The 17,508-nt window shown below is 67.2% G+C and carries 21 protein-coding genes; 14 read left to right on the top strand and 7 right to left on the bottom strand.

The genetic code is table 11. From position 1 onward, the window contains the following. Window positions 1–48 precede the first annotated feature (48 nt). The gene (locus C2862_RS05850; RefSeq protein WP_136219172.1) at window positions 49–1,440 is read left to right on the top strand and encodes an ethanolamine ammonia-lyase subunit EutB; all 1,392 of its coding nucleotides are present in this window, start codon (window positions 49–51) and stop codon (window positions 1,438–1,440) included. A gap of 9 nt (window positions 1,441–1,449) precedes the next feature. Then, complete coding sequence (eutC, locus tag C2862_RS05845; protein WP_136219171.1) at window positions 1,450–2,241, top strand: ethanolamine ammonia-lyase subunit EutC; 792 nt, start codon at window positions 1,450–1,452, stop codon at window positions 2,239–2,241. On the opposite strand, the gene C2862_RS05840 is transcribed toward eutC, so the two are convergent. Genes C2862_RS05840 through C2862_RS05815 form a run of 6 tightly spaced genes read right to left on the bottom strand, consistent with a single transcriptional unit; the run spans window position 2,222 to window position 9,443 of the window. Then, window positions 2,222–3,607 carry an HlyD family efflux transporter periplasmic adaptor subunit gene (locus tag C2862_RS05840; protein ID WP_210735894.1) on the bottom strand — a complete coding sequence of 462 codons (1,386 nt, stop codon included), beginning with the start codon at window positions 3,605–3,607 and terminating at the stop codon, window positions 2,222–2,224. The two genes, eutC and C2862_RS05840, sit on opposite strands and share 20 nt — an antisense overlap. After that, complete coding sequence (locus tag C2862_RS05835; protein WP_229467320.1) at window positions 3,604–5,136, bottom strand: FHA domain-containing protein; 1,533 nt, start codon at window positions 5,134–5,136, stop codon at window positions 3,604–3,606. The genes C2862_RS05840 and C2862_RS05835 overlap by 4 nt, the downstream gene beginning before the upstream one ends. Then, on the bottom strand, window positions 5,136–6,554 hold the full coding sequence (locus C2862_RS05830) for an efflux transporter outer membrane subunit (protein WP_229467308.1): 1,419 nt from the start codon (window positions 6,552–6,554) through the stop codon (window positions 5,136–5,138). The genes C2862_RS05835 and C2862_RS05830 overlap by 1 nt, the downstream gene beginning before the upstream one ends. Next, entirely contained in the window at window positions 6,551–8,512 is a 1,962-nt protein-coding gene (locus C2862_RS05825) for an HD domain-containing phosphohydrolase (RefSeq protein WP_229467307.1), read from the bottom strand. Before C2862_RS05825 ends, C2862_RS05830 begins: the two co-directional genes overlap by 4 nt. 5 nt (window positions 8,513–8,517) lie before the next feature. After that, entirely contained in the window at window positions 8,518–8,937 is a 420-nt protein-coding gene (locus tag C2862_RS05820) for a DUF4399 domain-containing protein (protein ID WP_136219168.1), read from the bottom strand. Window positions 8,938–8,957: 20 nt separating this feature from the next. Next, a complete protein-coding gene (locus tag C2862_RS05815; protein ID WP_136219167.1) occupies window positions 8,958–9,443 on the bottom strand; it encodes a DUF4399 domain-containing protein in 486 nt (161 codons plus the stop codon). A gap of 146 nt (window positions 9,444–9,589) precedes the next feature. Here C2862_RS05815 and C2862_RS05810 point away from each other — a divergent pair, with 146 nt between their 5' ends. Next, window positions 9,590–10,675, top strand: a complete 1,086-nt coding sequence (locus C2862_RS05810; RefSeq protein WP_229467306.1) for a formylglycine-generating enzyme family protein — start codon at window positions 9,590–9,592, stop codon at window positions 10,673–10,675. On the opposite strand, the gene C2862_RS05805 is transcribed toward C2862_RS05810, so the two are convergent. Next, window positions 10,676–12,727, bottom strand: coding sequence for a serine/threonine protein kinase (locus tag C2862_RS05805; RefSeq protein ID WP_229467305.1), 2,052 nt, complete (start codon window positions 12,725–12,727; stop codon window positions 10,676–10,678). It abuts the gene before it with no gap. A 343-nt stretch (window positions 12,728–13,070) separates the two neighbouring features. Between C2862_RS05805 and C2862_RS05800 the strand changes: the two genes are divergently transcribed. The 11 genes from C2862_RS05800 (at window position 13,071) to C2862_RS05750 (ending at window position 17,472) form a co-directional block, all read left to right on the top strand. Beyond that, window positions 13,071–13,364, top strand: a complete 294-nt coding sequence (locus C2862_RS05800) for a hypothetical protein (protein ID WP_136219165.1) — start codon at window positions 13,071–13,073, stop codon at window positions 13,362–13,364. 45 nt (window positions 13,365–13,409) lie between these two features. After that, window positions 13,410–13,685 (top strand): hypothetical protein, encoded by a 276-nt coding sequence (locus tag C2862_RS05795; RefSeq protein ID WP_136219164.1) that lies wholly within the window; start codon window positions 13,410–13,412, stop codon window positions 13,683–13,685. A 13-nt stretch (window positions 13,686–13,698) separates the two neighbouring features. Next, window positions 13,699–13,950, top strand: coding sequence for a hypothetical protein (locus tag C2862_RS05790; RefSeq protein WP_136219163.1), 252 nt, complete (start codon window positions 13,699–13,701; stop codon window positions 13,948–13,950). Window positions 13,951–14,037: 87 nt separating this feature from the next. Further along, complete coding sequence (locus C2862_RS05785) at window positions 14,038–14,235, top strand: hypothetical protein (RefSeq protein ID WP_136219162.1); 198 nt, start codon at window positions 14,038–14,040, stop codon at window positions 14,233–14,235. 238 nt (window positions 14,236–14,473) lie between these two features. Beyond that, window positions 14,474–14,659 (top strand): hypothetical protein, encoded by a 186-nt coding sequence (locus C2862_RS05780; protein ID WP_136219161.1) that lies wholly within the window; start codon window positions 14,474–14,476, stop codon window positions 14,657–14,659. 428 nt (window positions 14,660–15,087) lie between these two features. Next, complete coding sequence (locus tag C2862_RS05775) at window positions 15,088–15,369, top strand: hypothetical protein (RefSeq protein ID WP_136219160.1); 282 nt, start codon at window positions 15,088–15,090, stop codon at window positions 15,367–15,369. A gap of 48 nt (window positions 15,370–15,417) precedes the next feature. After that, the gene (locus tag C2862_RS05770) at window positions 15,418–15,693 is read left to right on the top strand and encodes a hypothetical protein (protein WP_136219159.1); all 276 of its coding nucleotides are present in this window, start codon (window positions 15,418–15,420) and stop codon (window positions 15,691–15,693) included. A gap of 68 nt (window positions 15,694–15,761) precedes the next feature. Continuing rightward, window positions 15,762–16,013, top strand: a complete 252-nt coding sequence (locus C2862_RS05765; RefSeq protein ID WP_136219158.1) for a hypothetical protein — start codon at window positions 15,762–15,764, stop codon at window positions 16,011–16,013. A 28-nt stretch (window positions 16,014–16,041) separates the two neighbouring features. Then, a complete protein-coding gene (locus tag C2862_RS05760) occupies window positions 16,042–16,320 on the top strand; it encodes a hypothetical protein (protein ID WP_136219157.1) in 279 nt (92 codons plus the stop codon). An 86-nt stretch (window positions 16,321–16,406) separates the two neighbouring features. Beyond that, entirely contained in the window at window positions 16,407–16,688 is a 282-nt protein-coding gene (locus tag C2862_RS05755) for a hypothetical protein (protein ID WP_136219156.1), read from the top strand. Window positions 16,689–16,716: 28 nt separating this feature from the next. Continuing rightward, window positions 16,717–17,472 (top strand): PP2C family serine/threonine-protein phosphatase, encoded by a 756-nt coding sequence (locus tag C2862_RS05750; RefSeq protein ID WP_136219155.1) that lies wholly within the window; start codon window positions 16,717–16,719, stop codon window positions 17,470–17,472. Window positions 17,473–17,508 lie beyond the last annotated feature (36 nt).

The following is a 17,508-nucleotide window of genomic DNA, read 5'->3' as shown; positions in this document are numbered from 1 at the left end:
GCATCAGCTTGGATGCACCAATATGGTGCAAGCACAGCGGAGCGCGCCATGAGCCAGTTTTCCCACCGTGTCGCCAGCCACACCTATACCTTCGCCAGCCTGCGCGAGCTGCTGGCGAAGGCCTCGCCGGCGCGTTCGGGCGACTACCTGGCCGGCGTCGCGGCCGGCAGCAGCGAGGAACGCGTGGCCGCGCAGATGGCCCTGGCCGATCTGCCCTTGACCACCTTCCTCAACGAAGCCGTCGTGCCCTACGAGCTTGACGAGGTCACGCGCCTGATCGTCGACAGCCACGACGACGACGCCTTCGCCCCCGTCCGCCACCTGACCGTCGGCGCCCTGCGCGACTGGCTGCTCGGCGACGAGGCCGACACCGCTGCGCTCGCACGGCTCGCCCCCGGCATCACGCCCGAGATGGCGGCCGCCGTCTCGAAAATCATGCGCATCCAGGACCTGGTGCTGGTCGCCCGCAAATGCCGCGTCGTGACGCGCTTTCGCAATACCATCGGCCTGCCCGGGACGCTGTCCACGCGCCTGCAGCCGAACCATCCCCGCGACGATGCGTCCGGCATTGCCGCCAGCCTGTTCGACGGCCTGATGTACGGCTGCGGCGACGCCGTCATCGGCATCAACCCGGCCACCGACAACGTCGCGCAGGTGGTCAAGCTGGTCACCATGCTGGACGAGATCATCGGCCGCTACGCCATTCCGACCCAGTCCTGCGTGCTGACCCACGTGACCAATACGCTGGCCGCGATCGAGCGGGGCGCCCCGGTCGACCTGGTGTTCCAGTCGATCGCCGGCACCCAGGCCGCGAACGCCAGCTTCGGCATCGACCTGGCCCTGCTAGCCGAAGCGCGCGCGGCGGCGCTGTCGCTGGGACGCGGCACCATGGGCGAGAACCTGATGTACTTCGAAACCGGCCAGGGAAGCGCACTCTCGAGCAACGCGCACCACGGCCTCGACCAGCAAACCTGCGAAGCGCGCGCCTATGCCGTCGCGCGCGCATTCGAACCGCTGCTGGTCAATTCAGTGGTCGGCTTCATGGGCCCGGAATACCTCTACGACGGCAAGCAGATCACGCGCGCCGGCCTCGAGGACCACTTCTGCGCCAAGCTGCTCGGCCTGCCCATGGGGGTGGACGTGTGCTACACCAACCACGCCGAGGCCGACCAGGACGACATGGACGTGCTGCTCACGATGCTGGGCACGGCCGGCTGCAGCTTCATCATGGGCGTGCCGGGCGCGGACGACATCATGCTGAACTACCAGACCACTTCCTTCCACGACGCCCTGTACGCGCGCCGCGCGCTCGGCCTGCAGCCGGCGCCCGAGTTCGACGCCTGGCTGCGCGGCATGGGCATTTTTATCGGCGACGGCCAGGTGCAACTGGGACGCACCTTGCCGGCCCCCTTCCAGCGCGCGCTGGCGCAGCTGACCTGAGGAGCCTCCATGATCATCCCTCCCGATCCATGGCAAGCCCTGCGCCGCTTCACGGCCGCGCGCATCGCCCTCGGCCACACCGGCATCAGCCAGCCGACTCAGGTCCAGCTCGACTTCCAGCTGGCCCATGCGCGTGCGCGCGACGCCGTGCACCAGGCGCTCGACACGGCCAGCCTGGCGCCGGCACTGGCGGCAGCCTGGCCTGGTGAACCGCTGTGTCTGCACAGCGCGGCCGAGAACCGCAACGTCTACCTGCAACGCCCCGATCTCGGCCGCCGCCTGGACGCACCGTCGCGCGCCCTCCTGGCCCCGCACACCAAAGATTACGACCTAGCCATCGTCGTCGCCGACGGCCTCTCCGCCCTGGCCATCGAACTGAACGCCACGCCCTTCCTGGCGGCGCTGCATTCACGGCTGGCGCACGACAAGTGGACCCTGGCGCCGCTGTGCATCGTCGAGCAAGGCCGCGTCGCCATCGGCGACGAGGTCGGCGAACTGCTCAAGGCGAGAATGGTCGTGGTCCTGATCGGCGAGCGGCCGGGCCTGAGTTCGCCCGACAGCATGGGCCTCTATCTCACCTGGGCACCGCGTGTGGGCCTGACCGACGAGCGCCGCAACTGCATCTCGAACGTGCGGCCGGCCGGCCTGGCCGTGCAGGACGCGGCAATCAAGCTGCATTACCTGCTCCAGGAAGCGCGCAGGCGTCAACTCAGCGGGGTCGAACTCAAGGACGAGACGGAGCACACACCGACATTGGCGCAAGCCGGTCCGACGTTTTCCCTCACCCGCCAATATCCCTGAACGGATCCAGCGCCAGGTCGATCATCCTGCGCTCCCGCACGACGATTTCCGCTACCGCCGTCATCCCGTAGCGCAGCGGATAAACCGTCTCGCCCACCGTGTACTGGGTCCGGTCGAGCGACACGCGTCCCTCGTACACGGGCTGCTTGGTTTGCAGCGAAGGCTTGGTGGCCGGCGAGATGAATTGCAAAGTGCCGCGGATCAGGCCATATCTCTGGTAGGGAAAGGCGTTGAACTTCATCTGCACCGGCAGGCCTTCGCGCAGGAAGCCGCGGTCGTGCTCGGCGATCTCGATTTTCAGGATCGGCTTGGCGTTCTTCGGCGCGATGCCGCCCAGCGGCGCATTCGCCTGGATCTTGTCGCCCGGCTGGGTCGAGGTGACGTCGGTAATCACACCGTCCACCGGCGCGACGATGCGCAGGAAATTCTCCTTGTCGATATTCTCGAACTTGATGCGCGCGGCGGCGTCGGCGACCAGGCGCGCAGTCTGTACCTGCAGGCGCAACTTGTCCTCGGCGTTCGCCACCTCGCGGTCGGCGGCCGCCGATTGCAGGCGCAGCTTGTCGAGTTCCTGGCCGCTGGTCTCCAGGCTGGAACGCGCCTGGGTCGTCTCCAGGCTCTGCCTGGCCGCCAGCTCGGTGCTGCGCGCCTGCGCCACCCGCAGCGCGTTCTCCGCCGCCTCCAGCGCGTTCTTCTTGCCCTCCACCTGCAACTGCGAGACCCCGCCGCCGCCCGGCAGGGCGAACAGGCGCGCGAACTTGTCCGCCTCCAGCTTGGCCGCATCGCGGGCGCGCCGCGCGTCCTCGACGTTGGTGCGCGCTTCCTGCTGCTGGGCGCTCTGGCCCTGGGCCAGCTGGCTCGTTCCCTCCGCCAGCCGGCGCTGGTGCTGGCGCTCTTCGACGGCGGCCGCTTCGCGCAGCGCGGCGGCGTTGCGCTCGAGGAGCGCCTTCTTCTCGGGGAATTCCTTCCACTCGCGCTCCGCGTCCTCGAGCTTCAGGCGCGCTTCCAGCGCATTGCGCGCCGCCTCGATCGCGCCACGCGCATAGATCCGCGCCACGACGTCGCCCGCCTTCACCGGCTGTCCCTCGGCGATGTAGATGTTGGACAGCTCGCCATCGATCGGCGCGTACAGGCGGCGCACTTCGGAGGCCGGCGCCAGGGTGCCGTTGGCGGTGACCAGCACGTCGGCGTGGCCGAAGAAGGACCAGACCAGGCCCGCCAGCACCAGGGCGACCATCGAGTACACCAGCGCCCGGGTAAAACGCCAGGGGTCGGCGGTGAGGATCGAGATGCCTTCCGCGCTGTGCTCCTCCAGCGCTTCGGATAGGGGCGTCAGCGTATGTGGCTTGAAGAGATCTCGCTTCACGATCCGCTCCTGGCCAGCGCCAGCCGGCGCACGTCGCTGAGCGCGTCGGCATAGGCGTCGCGGAAGGCCGGTACGTGGGCGGAGATGATCTCGAAGGCGCGCTGGTGCGCCTCGCCCTGTTCTTCCCACTGGCGCAGGATCTGCGCGATCCGGGCGCCGTCCTGCGCGTCGCGCACCGGCACCTGCGCCCCGCCGCGGGCGGCGACGAAGGTTTCGAGTCTCAGCATCCAGTCGAGTTCGTCCAGCAGCGGCGCCAGACCGGGGTTGTAGCGCACCTGCTTGCGCATGCCGGCCAGTTGCTGCGCGGCGCGCGGAAACTGGCCGGCCTTGAGCGCGGCCATCCAGGTCGGCACGTTCGCCTTGAGCAGCGCTTCCGTGTGCAGCGCCGTCAGCTGCGCGTCGCCGGGATCGTTTGCCAGGGCGTCACCGGCGACCACGGCCGCCTGGGCATACGCGCCTGCGTCCATCAGCCGCTCCGCTTCGCGCTCGGAGCGGCCGATGGCGAATAAGGCTCCGGCCAGCACGGCCACGCAGGCGAGCGCCGCCAAGCCCCAGCGTCGCAGCCGCAGCGCATCGGGCCGCTGCTCGCCACCGAATGCTGCGTACAGGCTGGCCAGCATGCCCTGCGGCGGCTGGGCCTTCTCGCTTGAGGGCGGCTCGACTGGCGCATCCGCTGCCTCGGCTCCCGGCGCCGCCGCGTCGACGCAGAAGATATCGAGGAAGGAATCGGCCGCCGCCACAAATGTCGTGCGGTCCGCGTCCAGCATCGGTGCGGGCTTCACGGCGCCGAGGCGCGTGAGCGTCGGGTCGCGCGCCGGCGCTTCCCAGGCCAGCGCGACCCGGTAGACGAAGTGACGCCCGCCGAAGGCGAGCAGGTCGCCATCGGCCAGCGCCACCGCATGCTCGTCGAGGCGGATCCCGTTCACAAACGTGCCGTTGGTGCTGCCCAGGTCCTCGATGTGCAGCTCTCCGCCCTTCAGGAAAATGTGGGCGTGGCGGCGCGAGAGGTAGTTCACCTGCGAGGCGTCGGAATCGCGGTAGCGCGAAAAGGTGTCGTCGGCCTTGCTGACCAGGAAGGGGAACTCGGTGACGACGATCGGCTGCAGGCTGCTTGCGCCGTGTTCCGGCAGCAGGGTCAGGCTGGCCAGCCGGGCGTGCGGCTGCACCGCGGCGCGTTCGAACTGCACCCGGTAGGACAGCGTCTTGCCGAGTCCGAGCAAGTCGCCGTCCTGCAGCGCGACGATGCCCTGCCGGACCGGAGCGCCGTTCACGCTGCTGCCGTTCTTGCTTCCCAGTTCGGCGAAATACACGGCGCCATGTTCGCAGAAGATCCGCGCGTGGCGACGCGACAGGTCGGCAGCCAGGCCTTCCGGGTAATGATCGAAAGGCGCTTCAAGGCGGCCGATGGCGAACAGGTTGTCGCGGATCTGGATCGGCGCCAGTTCCGGATGCGAGACCGGGACGAGCACGATCATGAGCCGGCTGGCCTGGGCCGAACGCGGGTCGGCGAGCATCGCACCGAGCGTCATCACGGCCTGCTCCGGCCGGAAGTGTCGGCGGCATTGCGCACATCCACCGCCGGCCAGCCGCCGCCCAGCGCCTTGTAGAGCGTTACCGTATCGGACAGGATCTGCTGGTGGTTCGCGAGCAGCGCCAGTTGCGACGCCAGCAGCGTGCGTTCGGCCTCGAACACCTCCAGCTGCGACACCATGCCTTCCTTCAGCTGCGCCTGGACCTGGGCCGCGACCACCGCCAGCCGTTCCGACTGCTGCTGCAGCTCCTCGCGCTGGCGCCGGTGCGCGTCGAGGTTGACCAGCGCGTTCTCGACTTCCTCGAAGGCGGCCATCACCACGCGCCGGTACTCGTTCTCGGCCACCCCGGTCTGCGCCTCCGAGGTTTTGATGCGCGCCTTGACGCTGGGGTCGAAGATCGGGAAGTTGATCGACGGGAGCAGGCCGAAGGTGAAGGATTTCAGCAGCGATCCGAGCGCGAAGCTGGCCGTACCGCCGCGTCCCGTCAGGCTGACCGAGGGCAGCTGGGCCAGCTTGGCCTGTCCGACCAGGTCGTAGGACACCAGCACCCGGTACTCGGCGGCGACGATGTCGGGACGGCGCTTGAGCAGCTGCGAAGGCAGGCCTTCGGGGACAAGCGGCAGCTGCACGCGCCCCTGCAGGGCGCCCGGCGGCACCGTGAATTCGCCCGCCGGAATGCCCAGCAGCGTGGACAGCGCATTGCCGGCCAGGGCGCGCAGGCGGCGCAGCTCGATCAGGTCGGTGCTCATGCGGTTGATCTCGGCGCGCTGCTGCAGCACCCGCGTCTGCGGCAGCAGGCCCTGCCCCATCATTGCCTCGAAAGTGACCAGGATGTTGCGGTTCTTTTCCAGCGTTTGCTCCTGCTGGCGGATCTGCTCGTCGAACTGCAGGATCTGGAAGTAGGTCGTCGAGACGTCCGAGACCAGGGTCAGGTAGCCGGCGCGCCAGTCGGCCTCGGTGGCGCGAAACTCCGCCGTCTGCGCCTCCACGCCCTTGGCCACGCGGCCCCAGATGTCGATGTCCCAGTTGACCTGGGTGCCGAGATTGAACTGCTTGCTGAACTTCTGGCCGGTGCTTTTCTCGAAGCTGGCGCCGGCGCCGGCATCCAGGCTCGGCAAGGCGCCGGCGCGTGCTTCGCCGATCTCGGCGCTCGCCACGCGGATGCGTGCGGCCAGTATCTTCAGGTCGAAGTTGGCGCGCAGGGCGCGTTCGACCAGGCCGTCGAGGTAGGGATCGCGAAAGCCCTTCCACCAGTCGGGCGCGATCATCTCGCTCGGCGCCACCGGCAAATCCTTCTGGTTCGACCAGGCCCCTTTGCCCGGCGTCTCGGGCTGGCGGTAGGGCTTCATGCTGACGTCCGGGCAGCCGGACAGCAGCCCGACGAGGACGACCGGGAAAACAATGCGCGCCTTCATGGACTGACTCCCGCACGCACCTCCCATGCCCTGGAATCGACGAAGACCTTGAACAGGCGCGCATCGAGGTGGCCGATGCGGCATTCCTCCGCGATCAGGTCGAGCGCCCGTTCGGCCGGCACCGCTTCCTTGTAGGGCCGGTCGCGCGCCGTGAGCGCATCGTAGATGTCGCTGATGGTCAGGATCCGTGTCTGGATGCTGATTTCGTCCCCTTTCAAACCCATCGGGTAGCCCGAGCCGTCGAGCTTTTCGTGGTGGCCGTGGGCGATCGCCGGCACCCCGGCCAGCTCGCGCGTCCAGGGAATCAGGATCAGGAAGGAGTAGGAGTCGGCCACGTGGGCCTCGATCTGGCGCCGTTCGTCCGGTGTCAGGCAGCCCTTGCCGATGTTCAGTGCGCCGAATTCGTCCTCGCTGAGCAGCCTGAAACCCGGCTCGCCGGTGCCGTGGCAGGCGTGGTCGCGAATCGCCGCCAGTTCGCGCACGGGTTCCGTGTGCGAGACCGAGGGCTCGTTGGCGCGCACGATGGCGGCGAAGAAGGCGTCCAGGCGCGCGCCCTCTTCCTCGATCTGGGCTTCGATGCGTTCGGCTTCGCGGCGGAAGGCCGACATGCCCAGCTCCTCCTGCATGTGGCGCCGCGCCAGGCCGCCCCAGGCATGGCGCTCGAGGCAGGCGCGCGCGTAGCGGAAGCGTTGTTCGAGCAGGCGCATGTCGGCATGGTGCAGCTTTTTCTCCTTGCGCAGTACGTGCTCGCGTACGCCCACCTTGCCGAAGTCGTGCAGCAGCGCGGCGTAGCGGATCTCGCGCAGCTGGGCCTGGGTGAAGGCGGCGCGGCGCAGGCTCGCGTCCCCGGCATGCTCGATCGCGCGCGCCAGGTTCTCGGCGTAGGTGGCGACGCGGAAGGAGTGGCCGGCCGTGACCGGGTCGCGCTCCTCGATCGCCTGCACCGAGGCGCAGACAAAACCGTCCAGCAAGCCCTTGATGCTGGAGTAGAGCTGGAAGTTCTTCAGCGCCACCGCGGTTTCGGCGCAGACGCCGCTGAGGATTTCGAGGTCGGCTTCCTGGAAGGCGCGCGGATCGGACGAGGTATCGACCTGGATCAGCCCCAGTACCTCCTCACCCAAGATCAGCGGCACGCACATGACCGAGTGGATCGCCTGCGCGACGATCGATGCGTGCGCGGCGTAGTGGCGGTCGGACAGGGTGTCGACCGAGAGGATCGCGCGCTTTTTCACCAACACCTGGTCGACGATGGTGTGCGAGATGCGCATCTGGGACGGATCCTCGGCTTTCCCGCCGCGGCGCCGCGCGGCGACCGGCCGCGGCGAATCTCCTTCGGCGCCGCACAGCATGATGAAGGCGCGCTCGGCCAGCGGGAACAGGTCGAAAATGAAGTTCATGAGCTTTTCGACCAGGGTCTCCTGGTCGGTCACCGCGCCCAGGGCGATGCTGACCTGCGCCATCGCGTGCAGCTGGTGCACGGTCTTTTCCAGCTCGCCCCGTCCGGCATGGGCGGCATCGACCACGGGCGCGAAGCGGGTCGCGTCGACCGAGCGCGTGATGACGGTTGTGGAGCCGCCGTCCTCGGGCAACATCAGCGAGTGGAACACCAGCTGGGCCGAGGCCAGCGCCAGCTCGTCGCCGTCGCGCAGAAGGTGCCAGGCGCCGGGCGCCAGGCGTTCGCCGCAGACGAAGGTGCCGTTGCGCGAGTGGAGGTCTTCCACGAAATAATTGGCGCCGCGGCGCCGGATGCGCGCATGGCGGCGGCTGATGGTCGGGTCAAGGATGCAGATGTAGCGGTTGGAGGCCAACGCATCCTGTTTGTCGCGCCCCAACACCGCCTCTTCATGCAGGGGGAACACGGCTGGCCCCGGGGTGCTCGCCCCCACCCATTCGATATAGGCCCGCACCGGATCGCTGGCGGAGTCAAGCGTGTCGGCAAAAGGGGCGTTCGCTTCCATACAGTCTACTTGACGGTGATCGTGATCTTCTTCGAGGTGACGGGCGGCTCGTGCGGCACGTGATTCTCGTCCCCCATCAACAACTGCAGCGTGTGTCTGCCGGGCGGGAGCTCGATCATCGTTTCCGTCTCGCCCGCGCCATAGTGCAGATGGTTGCGGTCATTCGGAATCGGCTGACCTCCCGGCGGCAAATCGGTGTCGATCAGCAGATGGTGGTGGCCGGTGTTCTCGAAGGCCACGCCTTTCGGCGCCACGCCCATGTGGCGCAGGCCGAACCACACGCGGAACGGCTTCCCGGCTTGCAGCACCTGGCCGTCGTTCGGCCAGCCGATGTAGCAGTAGGCATTCGTCGGCGCCTTGGTTGCGGCGGCCTGCCCGCCAACCAGCAGGGACACAAGGGCAAAGGAAGCAAGAAGTGTGCGCATGCGCTTCTCCCCGAGGCCGGTCAACGCACCGTGATGGTGATCTTCTTCGACAGCACGGGCGGCTTGTGCGGCACGTGGTTCATGTCGCCGAGCAGCAACTGCAGCGTGTGCTTGCCGGGCGGGAGCTCGATCCTGGCCTCGGTCTCGCCGGCGCCGAAATGCAGGTGGTTGCGGTCGCTCGGGATCGCCTCCGTCATCGAGGGCAGTTCGGTATCGATCAGGAGGTGGTGGTGGCCGGTATTCGGCACCGTCGTCCCCTTGGGTGCGACACCCATGTTGCGCAGTCCCATGCGGACCCAGAACTTGCCGCCATTGATGACGCTGCCGTCGTAGGGCCAGATGAAGTAGACCTGGGGCGCCGAGGGATTCGTTGCTGCCGTGGTGGACGTCTGCGTGGCGGGCTGGGCCGCAGGCTTGTCCTGCGCGCCCTGACCTGCCGCGCCTGCCGGCACGACCGCAACCAGAGAAACAGCCGACAAGGCTGCGAGGACGATGGTGTGGCGCATGGTGCAAAACTCCCGTCAGGTCGAACGGAGGTGCGCATCGATACCTCCAAATCTGTCACACTCGCAGGCAGATCGCAAGTCAATTCCTATCAAACGCAAGACCTTAGGGAGCAGACATGTGGCAGAGGCTATTGATGGTTTGCAGCTTGGCAGCAACGGCCTGCACGGGCCTCGTCCACGCCCAAGAGCCTGCAACCGGGAACAAATCTGGGGGCATCGTCCCCAGGGCCAGTCCGGAACAGTTCGAGCTCGCGTTCTGGAATTCGATCAAGGACAGCACCCACGCCGGCGATTACGAGGCCTACCTGAAGGCCTATCCGAAGGGACGCTTCGCCGCCCTGGCGCAAGCCCGGATCGCGCGCCTGCGTGCGCCTGCGCAGCCACCCGCCGCGGCGCAGGCACCGGCCGCGACGCCGGCGCCGCGCCCTCAGACGGCGCAGAGTCCGCCTGCCACGAAGCCGAAACCGCCCCCGGCCAAGCCGACATCGCCGGCGATCGCAGCGGCACGGGCGCGCGCCAGCGGCGAGATCCGCGATTGCCAGTCCTGCCCGGTGCTGGTGTCCCTGCCCGCCGGCACCTTTACGATGGGGAGCAATGCCAGCGATCCCAGCGAACGGCCGGCGCACCAGGTCGTCATCGACGCGCCCTTCGCGATCGGCAAATACGAGGTCACGGTCCAGGAGTGGAATGCCTGCGTGACCGCGAACGGCTGCGCCCGCGTGGCCCAGGCGCCGGATGCCGGCCCGACCTCGCCGATGCGCGACGTCAGCTGGGAGGACGCGCAGCAGTACGTGAAGTGGATCGGCCTGGTCAGCGGCAAGCCCTACCGGCTGCCGACCGAGGCCGAGTGGGAATTCGCGGCCCGCGGCGGCGCTGCGACGCCCTACTGGTGGGGCGACAAGATGGCCACCGGGAAGGCGAACTGCAAGGATTGCGGCCAGCCCTGGCACGCCGACCGCCCGCTGAACGTGGGCAGTTTCCCCGCCAACGGCTTTGGCCTGCACGACACCAGCGGCAGCGTCTGGGAATGGGTGGCCGACTGCTGGCACAACAATTTTAAAGGCGCCCCGAACGACGGCGCCTCCTGGGAAGAACCCGGTTGCCGGGTGCGCGTCATTCGCGGCGGTTCCTGGCGCGAAGGGGCCGCCTATATGGTCGCTTCCACCCGCTTCAAGTACGACGCCGGCGTGCGCCAGTCGCAGAACGGGTTCAGGGTGGCGCGCAGCTTCTGATCACCGCTTGATCGCCACTGGCAGGAAAGCGACACCGATCCGGCCGGGTCCGCTGTGCGCGCGGATTCGGGCCAGGCTGGCGCTGAGGTCGGCCAGGTAATCCGTGCCCGGCTCCGATTCGCGCCGCAAGGTATCGAACAGAGGCGTCGGCGTCGTCACCAGCACCACCAGCAGGCTGGAACCTGCCGACTTGCCGATCTGCCAGTCGCCGGGACGGCCGATGGTCGTGCGATGTTTCGGCGGCGCCCGGTTATCCAGCGCGAGCGCGTTCGGCAGCAGGTGGATCACGCTGCCGTCGGCCAGGTAGGCGTCGACGTTCATGAACGACTCCGCACCCGGAGTGCTCACGTCGACAATCAGCGAGTCGCCCTCGGCCAGGCGCGTGTCCGCTTTTACCCCGGCGGCGCCCGCCAGGCGCAAGGCCGCGCCTCCCCCCGCCTGGCGATGCGCCAGCCAGTACGGCGCCAGCGCCGCAACCAGTCGGCACTCGCTTGCGGCGACCTCGCGCACCTCGCTCTTCACCACCGCCACGCCCGGCAAGGCCGCGAGCATGTTCTGCACGCCGGCCGCTCCGGGCGACTTCCCGACCACGCCCTCGATCCGCACGGTGTCGCCGCGCACGATGGCGGCCAGGGCCGAACAGGGGATACGCCCCAGCGCCGCCGCGATCGCCTGGGTGGACGGCGGCGCCAGGATCGGTTCGACCGGCGGCGCCGGCTCGGCCGCCGGCGTGGGCGCAGGCGCCTCTTGTTGTGCGACCGCCGCCGGCGCCGCGGCCTTGTCGCGTCCCAGATACAGCCAGCCGCCCACGCCCAGCACGCCGACGGCAAGCAGGGCCACGCTGGCCGCCGCCACCAAGCCGGCGCGCGACTTCAGGCCACTGGTGGCAAAGCCGGCCAGGAAACGCGCCACGCTCGGCGTGCGCGCATCGCGTTCCAGCGCCAGGCCGCATTTCAGGGCATGCCACTGGGTGCGGCCGAGATTGGGCGGACGCAGCGGCTTCATGCCGGTGCCACGCGCCTGGGCCGAAGACAGGCGGTTGAAGGGATGGCGTCCGGTCAGCAACTCGTAGGTGATGCATGCCAGCGCATAGATGTCGTCGCGCGGGTCGGGGTCGCGCTGCTCCAGCATTTCGGGGCTGGCGTAGGCCGGCGTCAGCGCCCCCAGGCTGCCCGGGTCGAAGACGGTGGCGTCGACGTCTTCCTCGGTCTTCTGGAATACGCGCGCGATGCCGAAATCGATCACTTTCACAATGCCCGAATCGGTCAGGATCACGTTGCCCGGCTTGAAGTCGCAATGCACGAAACCGCGCCCGTGCGCATAGGACAAGGCGTTGGCCATGCCGGTGACGATGGGCAGCACCTTGGCATAGGGCAAACCGTTGAAGCCGGGGGCGCGCAGCACCTGGCTCAGGGGCTTGCCTGGTAAATACTCCATCGTGAGATAGACCATCGGACCGTCGCGATCGAAATCGTAGACGGAGACGATGTTCGGATGCGCCAGCGCCTGCGCCTTGCGCGCTTCGCGCTGCAGCGCGATGAGCGACTTCGGATGGCCGCGGAACTGAACGTTCAGCACCTTAATGGCGATGTAGGGCTTGCGGTCGGAGGCTTCGAGTTTGCGCAGATCGAGCGCCTTGTAGACGGTGCCCATGCCGCCGAAGCCGATGCACTCTTCCAGCACGAAGCGGCCGTTCAGGGTTTCGCCCACGCCTTTCATGCGCTCGGGCTCGGCGCCGAAGGATGGGTCCGCACGTGGCGCCGGACCGCGCTGCCCCTGCTGCGAGGTGACGGCGCCGGGCTCGGTCTGTACAAACGTGTCGTCGCCACCCTGCTGGCGGCGCGCGGCCAGCATGCGCCCGATGCGCTGCTGCACCTGCGCGTACAGGTCGGCCGGCAAGGGATGGCGCGCGTGCTCTTCGCTCAGCACCTCGAGCAGGCGGCCGGGACTCTCCGGGGCGCTGGCGAGCACCCGATCGAGCTGAGCGAAAAACTCGGGATGCTGCAAGGCGCCGCTCTGCAACTGATGGATCGCGTGGGCGAAACTGTCCATGGTTTGACGATATAAACATCCCAAGACCTTAGGGTGAGACTAGCATGATGCGGAGATTGATCAAGCCCTTGCGGCACCTCAATCCGGCCAGGCCACGCCACGTGTTGGGCAGGACCCGACATCATCTCGAAAGCAGTTGGAAAGGCCCCATCACCCGCGCTGCCGGCACGTGCCGCAGGCTCGACCGCACAGCACCTCGAGCACCAAAGAAAGCCCCAATTATTCAATGACTTGGAAGCGGATCGCAACACACCGCGCGGACCTGGCACGCCTCTCGCAATATGTCCATCGAGCGCAAACCACATGCCTCACTCAAACCACTCACTACTTCAGGAGAATCACCATGAAAACCTTGATCATCACCGACCTGGCCCGCACCGAACAACTGGATCGCACTGCCATGGCAAGCGTCCGCGGCGGCTTCAAGATGGGCACGCCCGGCTACCCGCTCGGCAACGTGAACTACGCGCCGTCCTTCGACTCGTCGATCACCGCGACCCAGAACCTGGCGCAGGCACAGGAGGTGATGACCGCCACCGCCAACGGTTCGGCCTTCCTGGGCGGCGTCAGCGTGCACAGCGACGTCGACCAGCATGGCGAAAACAAGATCGTGCGCCGTCCTTCCCTGGCTGTCTAAACTCGATTTCACCACTTCACCATTTCGAATCAGAGGAGCATCATCATGAAAACCCTGACCATCAAAGACCTGGCCCGCACCGAACAACTGGATCGCAGCGACATGGCGAATGTGCGCGGCGGCTGGAGCATGCAGGCGCCGGACTACAAGCTGGGCGACGTCACCTATGCACCGAAGTTCGACTCGTCGATCACGGCCACCCAGAACCTGCTGCAGCAGCAGAAGGTGCTGACCGCCACGGCCAACGGCTCGGCCTTCCTCCACGGCGTCGACGTGCACAGCGATGTGCACCAGAACGGCGAGAACAAGATCGTCGGCTGAAGGAGACACGATCATGTCTTCCATCATCGTCAAGGACCTGGCCTCCGTGTCCGAACTGGACGGCCACGCGATGGCACGCGTCAAGGGCGGCTTCGCCTTCGGCAAGGACGTCAACGTGAATGTCAACGTGAACCAGCAGATCGGCCAGTTCCAGCAGATCGGCATTAACGTCCTCAACAACAACGGCGTGATCGGCGCCGGCTTCAAGGGTCCCGACATCGACGTCGCCGCGAAGCTCTTTGCCGAGAACAAGGCGGTGGTCTGAAGCTTGCCACCCGCCATTCCAACCCCTCCATCCCGGCAACGGGATGGAGTCCGTTAACGTTTTACGTTTGAAACTACAGGAGGCAGCATGGCTACCATCGTCATCAAGGATTTGCAGGAAAACACCGAGCTCGATCGCCAGGCAATGCATGCGATCGCCGGCGGCGCGCGCTTTCGCGCCAGCGCCGGCGTGCTGCGCCCGGTCGTGCGCAGGGTGCGCTTGTACGACCCGGCGCCGGGGCGCAGCGCCGCCGGACAGGCAACGCCGCGGCCGCCGGCACGCTGAACAGCGCGTGCACCACAAGCCGTCCAGCCGGACGGCTTTTTTTTGTCCGCGGACACGGCTTCATGACGGACCGGGACCAACACGCATACCCGCTCTGTTGCTCCCGGTCCGACAGATTGCGGTGCTTATTGCCCTTTTTCCCTGTAAGGGCGGCTGGCACGCCTCGTGCTCCATTGATGTCCGTGAGCGCCGGCAAGCGCTCCGCACTTTCAGCCACCATCCATTCAAGGGGAACATCATGAACATCCACAAGCACATGGAAGCCATCTTCGTCGTCACCCTCGTCGTCGTGACCACCGGCACCTTCGCCTACGACAGCCTGCGCGAGGCGGACGAGAACGTGGCCTCGGTGGCACGCGACAACGCGGTGCGTGAGGCCCGCGCCGTCGTCGTGCGCGCACCCACGCTGCCACGTCAGGCGTGAGCGCGCGTGGACAGCCGCGCGCCTGCGCGGCTGTCCGCAGCTTCCCTTCTTGGCAGTCCCCTCCCTGGCAGTACCCCCCGCTTTCCCTCCGCAGTCCGCGCCCGCCTCCGGGCATTTCATCTCTCGCATCAAGTGACCGGCGCCGCGCCCGGGCGCCGGCACACGCACGCACAGGCCGTATGTCCGGGCACGCCTGCCTGTTGCGTCGCCCCGGACAGGTCGCGCAAACCTGTTGGTCGGCACCCGCCACCCGCCGTCCGGGGCCGCGCAGGCGAACCGAGCAGGAGACCAAGGAAATACCTAGTAAATTCAGAGACTTGCGCGATCAAATCGCGATTCCCCGCCACCTGGCACGCCTCTCGCTATATGTCCATCGAGCGCAAACAAAATGCCTCACTCAAACCACTCACACCTTCAGGAGAATCACCATGAAAACCTTGATCATCACCGACCTGGCCCGCACCGAACAACTGGATCGCACTGCCATGGCAAGCGTGCGCGGCGGCTTCAAGATGGGCACGCCCGGCTACCCGCTCGGCAACGTGAACTACGCGCCGTCCTTCGACTCGTCGATCACCGCGACCCAGAACCTGGCGCAGGCGCAGGAGGTGCTGACCGCCACCGCCAACGGTTCGGCCTTCCTGGGCGGCGTCAGCGTCCACAGCGACGTCGACCAGCATGGCGAAAACAAGATCGTGCGCCGTTCCTGATTCACCGCTTCATTCAATCACTTATCCATTCTTTCAAGGAGCAAAATCATGAAAACCCTGACCATCAAAGACCTGGCCCGCACCGAACAACTGGATCGCAGCGCCATGACGAACGTGCGCGGCGGCTGGAGCATGCTGGCAACGAACTACAAGCTGGGCGACGTCAGCTACATGCCGTCCACCGACTCGTCGATCAAGGCCACGCAGAACCTGCTGCAACAGCAAAGCGTGCTGACCTCGACCGCCAACGGCTCGGCCTTCCTCCACGGCGTCGACGTGCACAGCGACGTGCGCCAGAACGGCGAGAACAAGATCGTCGGCTAAGGCAGCGCACGGCGGCGCGTCAACCGATGCGCCGCCGTACAGCACCCACCCCATCCAAGGAGAACAGCATGTCATCCATCATCGTCAAGGACCTGGCGCACAGCGCCCGTCTCGACCAGCAAGCCATGGCCAAGGTAGCAGGCGGCAACGGCGCAAAGCCGAACGTCAACGTCAACCTGAACGTCAACCAGCAGATTGCCCAGTTCCAGCAAATCGGCATCAACGTCCTCAACAACAATGGCGTGATCGGCGCCGGCTTCCAGGGTCCGCACATCGACCTGAGTGCGCCGCTACGGGCCGACAACCGGTTCGAGTTCTGAGTCCCTTGCCGATACCAGGAGAATTGACATGAAAACCTTGACCATCACCGACCTGGCGCGCAGCGAACAGCTCGATCGCCCGACCATGGCTGCCGTGCGCGGCGGCTGGAAAATGGGCGCAACGCCCTACGTGTCGCACGACCTGACGTTTGCCGGCAGCGAGGACAGCTCCATCACCGCCACCCAGAACCTGGCGCAGATGCAGGAAGTCCTCACCGCCACCGCCAACGGTTCGGCTTTCGTCGACGGCGTGCACGTCGACAGCAAGGTCGCGCAGCGCGGCGACAACAAGATCGTGCGGCGCTAACGGCACTAAGCGGCTCGATTTCGTCTACACTGGAGGGACCACCCGCTCTCTCCAGTGCAGGCTCCTCTATCAACAAGGAGACGCATATGGCCAGCATCAGTATTCGCGACCTGCCACGCAGCGCCACCCTCGACCGCAAGGCGATGGCGGCCGTGCGCGGCGCCGGCGCTCCCTGGGTCTTCGGCTGGATCCAGCCTTTCGTCGCGGCCGGTCCCGGCTTCACGCCGGTGATCAACTTCTACCAGATCAATAATTTTGCCGACCAGATGATCAACCAGTTCCAGTCGGTCTCGGTAAACAATGCGTGCGCGAATGCCGCGCTGAACGTGGTGGTGGACGCAAATAGCCTCAACAAGGCGGTGCTATAGCAAACGGAGGCTCAGCCTGGACGCTGCGATGGGCTTCGAGACGACATTGCACTGGACCTGCGCCGCACGCACGGACGTCGGCCTGGTACGCAGCCGCAACGAGGACGCCCTCCTTGCGCAGCCCCAGCGCGGCCTGTGGGCGGTGGCGGACGGCATGGGCGGCCACGCGTTCGGCGATGTCGCCAGCGCCGCCGTCGTCGATGCCCTCGCCGGCCTGCCGTTGCCGGCGACCCTCGAGGAGCTGATCGCCCTCGCCCGCGCCCGCCTCACGGAGGTGAACGACACGCTGCGTCTTGAAGCGAGCGCGCGCCAGGTGCCGGTAATCGGCAGCACCGTCGCCGCCCTGCTCGCCTGCGGCTACGACCTGGCCTGCCTGTGGGCCGGCGACAGCCGCATCTACCTGCTGCGCCAGGGCCGCCTGCAGCAGCTGACGCGCGACCACAGCCGTGTCGAGGACCTGAAGGCGCGCGGCGACCTGGCGGCGGCGGCCGTCAGCCCGAACATGATCACGCGCGCCGTGGGTGCCGCCGACAGCATCGAATTCGAGGTGACGACGCTGGTGGCGCAGGACGGCGACATCTTCCTGCTGTGCAGCGACGGCCTCAGCACGCCGGTCGGGGAAGGTGCGATCCTGGCCGCGCTGGCGCCGGGCGACTGCACCCAGGCTTGCGAGCAGCTGATCGCCCTGGCGCTCGCCGGCGGCGGGCGCGACAACATCACGGTGATCGTGCTGCGGGTGGACGATCTCGGGGCGGACAAGACGGTCATCAACCCGGCTTTGTGATGTAGGGGTGGGCGAGGCCAATGGCCTCGCCCACGG

The sequence above is a fragment of the Massilia sp. Mn16-1_5 genome (genome assembly GCF_004798585.1).
GTDB lineage: Bacteria > Pseudomonadota > Gammaproteobacteria > Burkholderiales > Burkholderiaceae_D > Telluria.
This window is presented reverse-complemented; position numbering and strand designations above follow the sequence as displayed.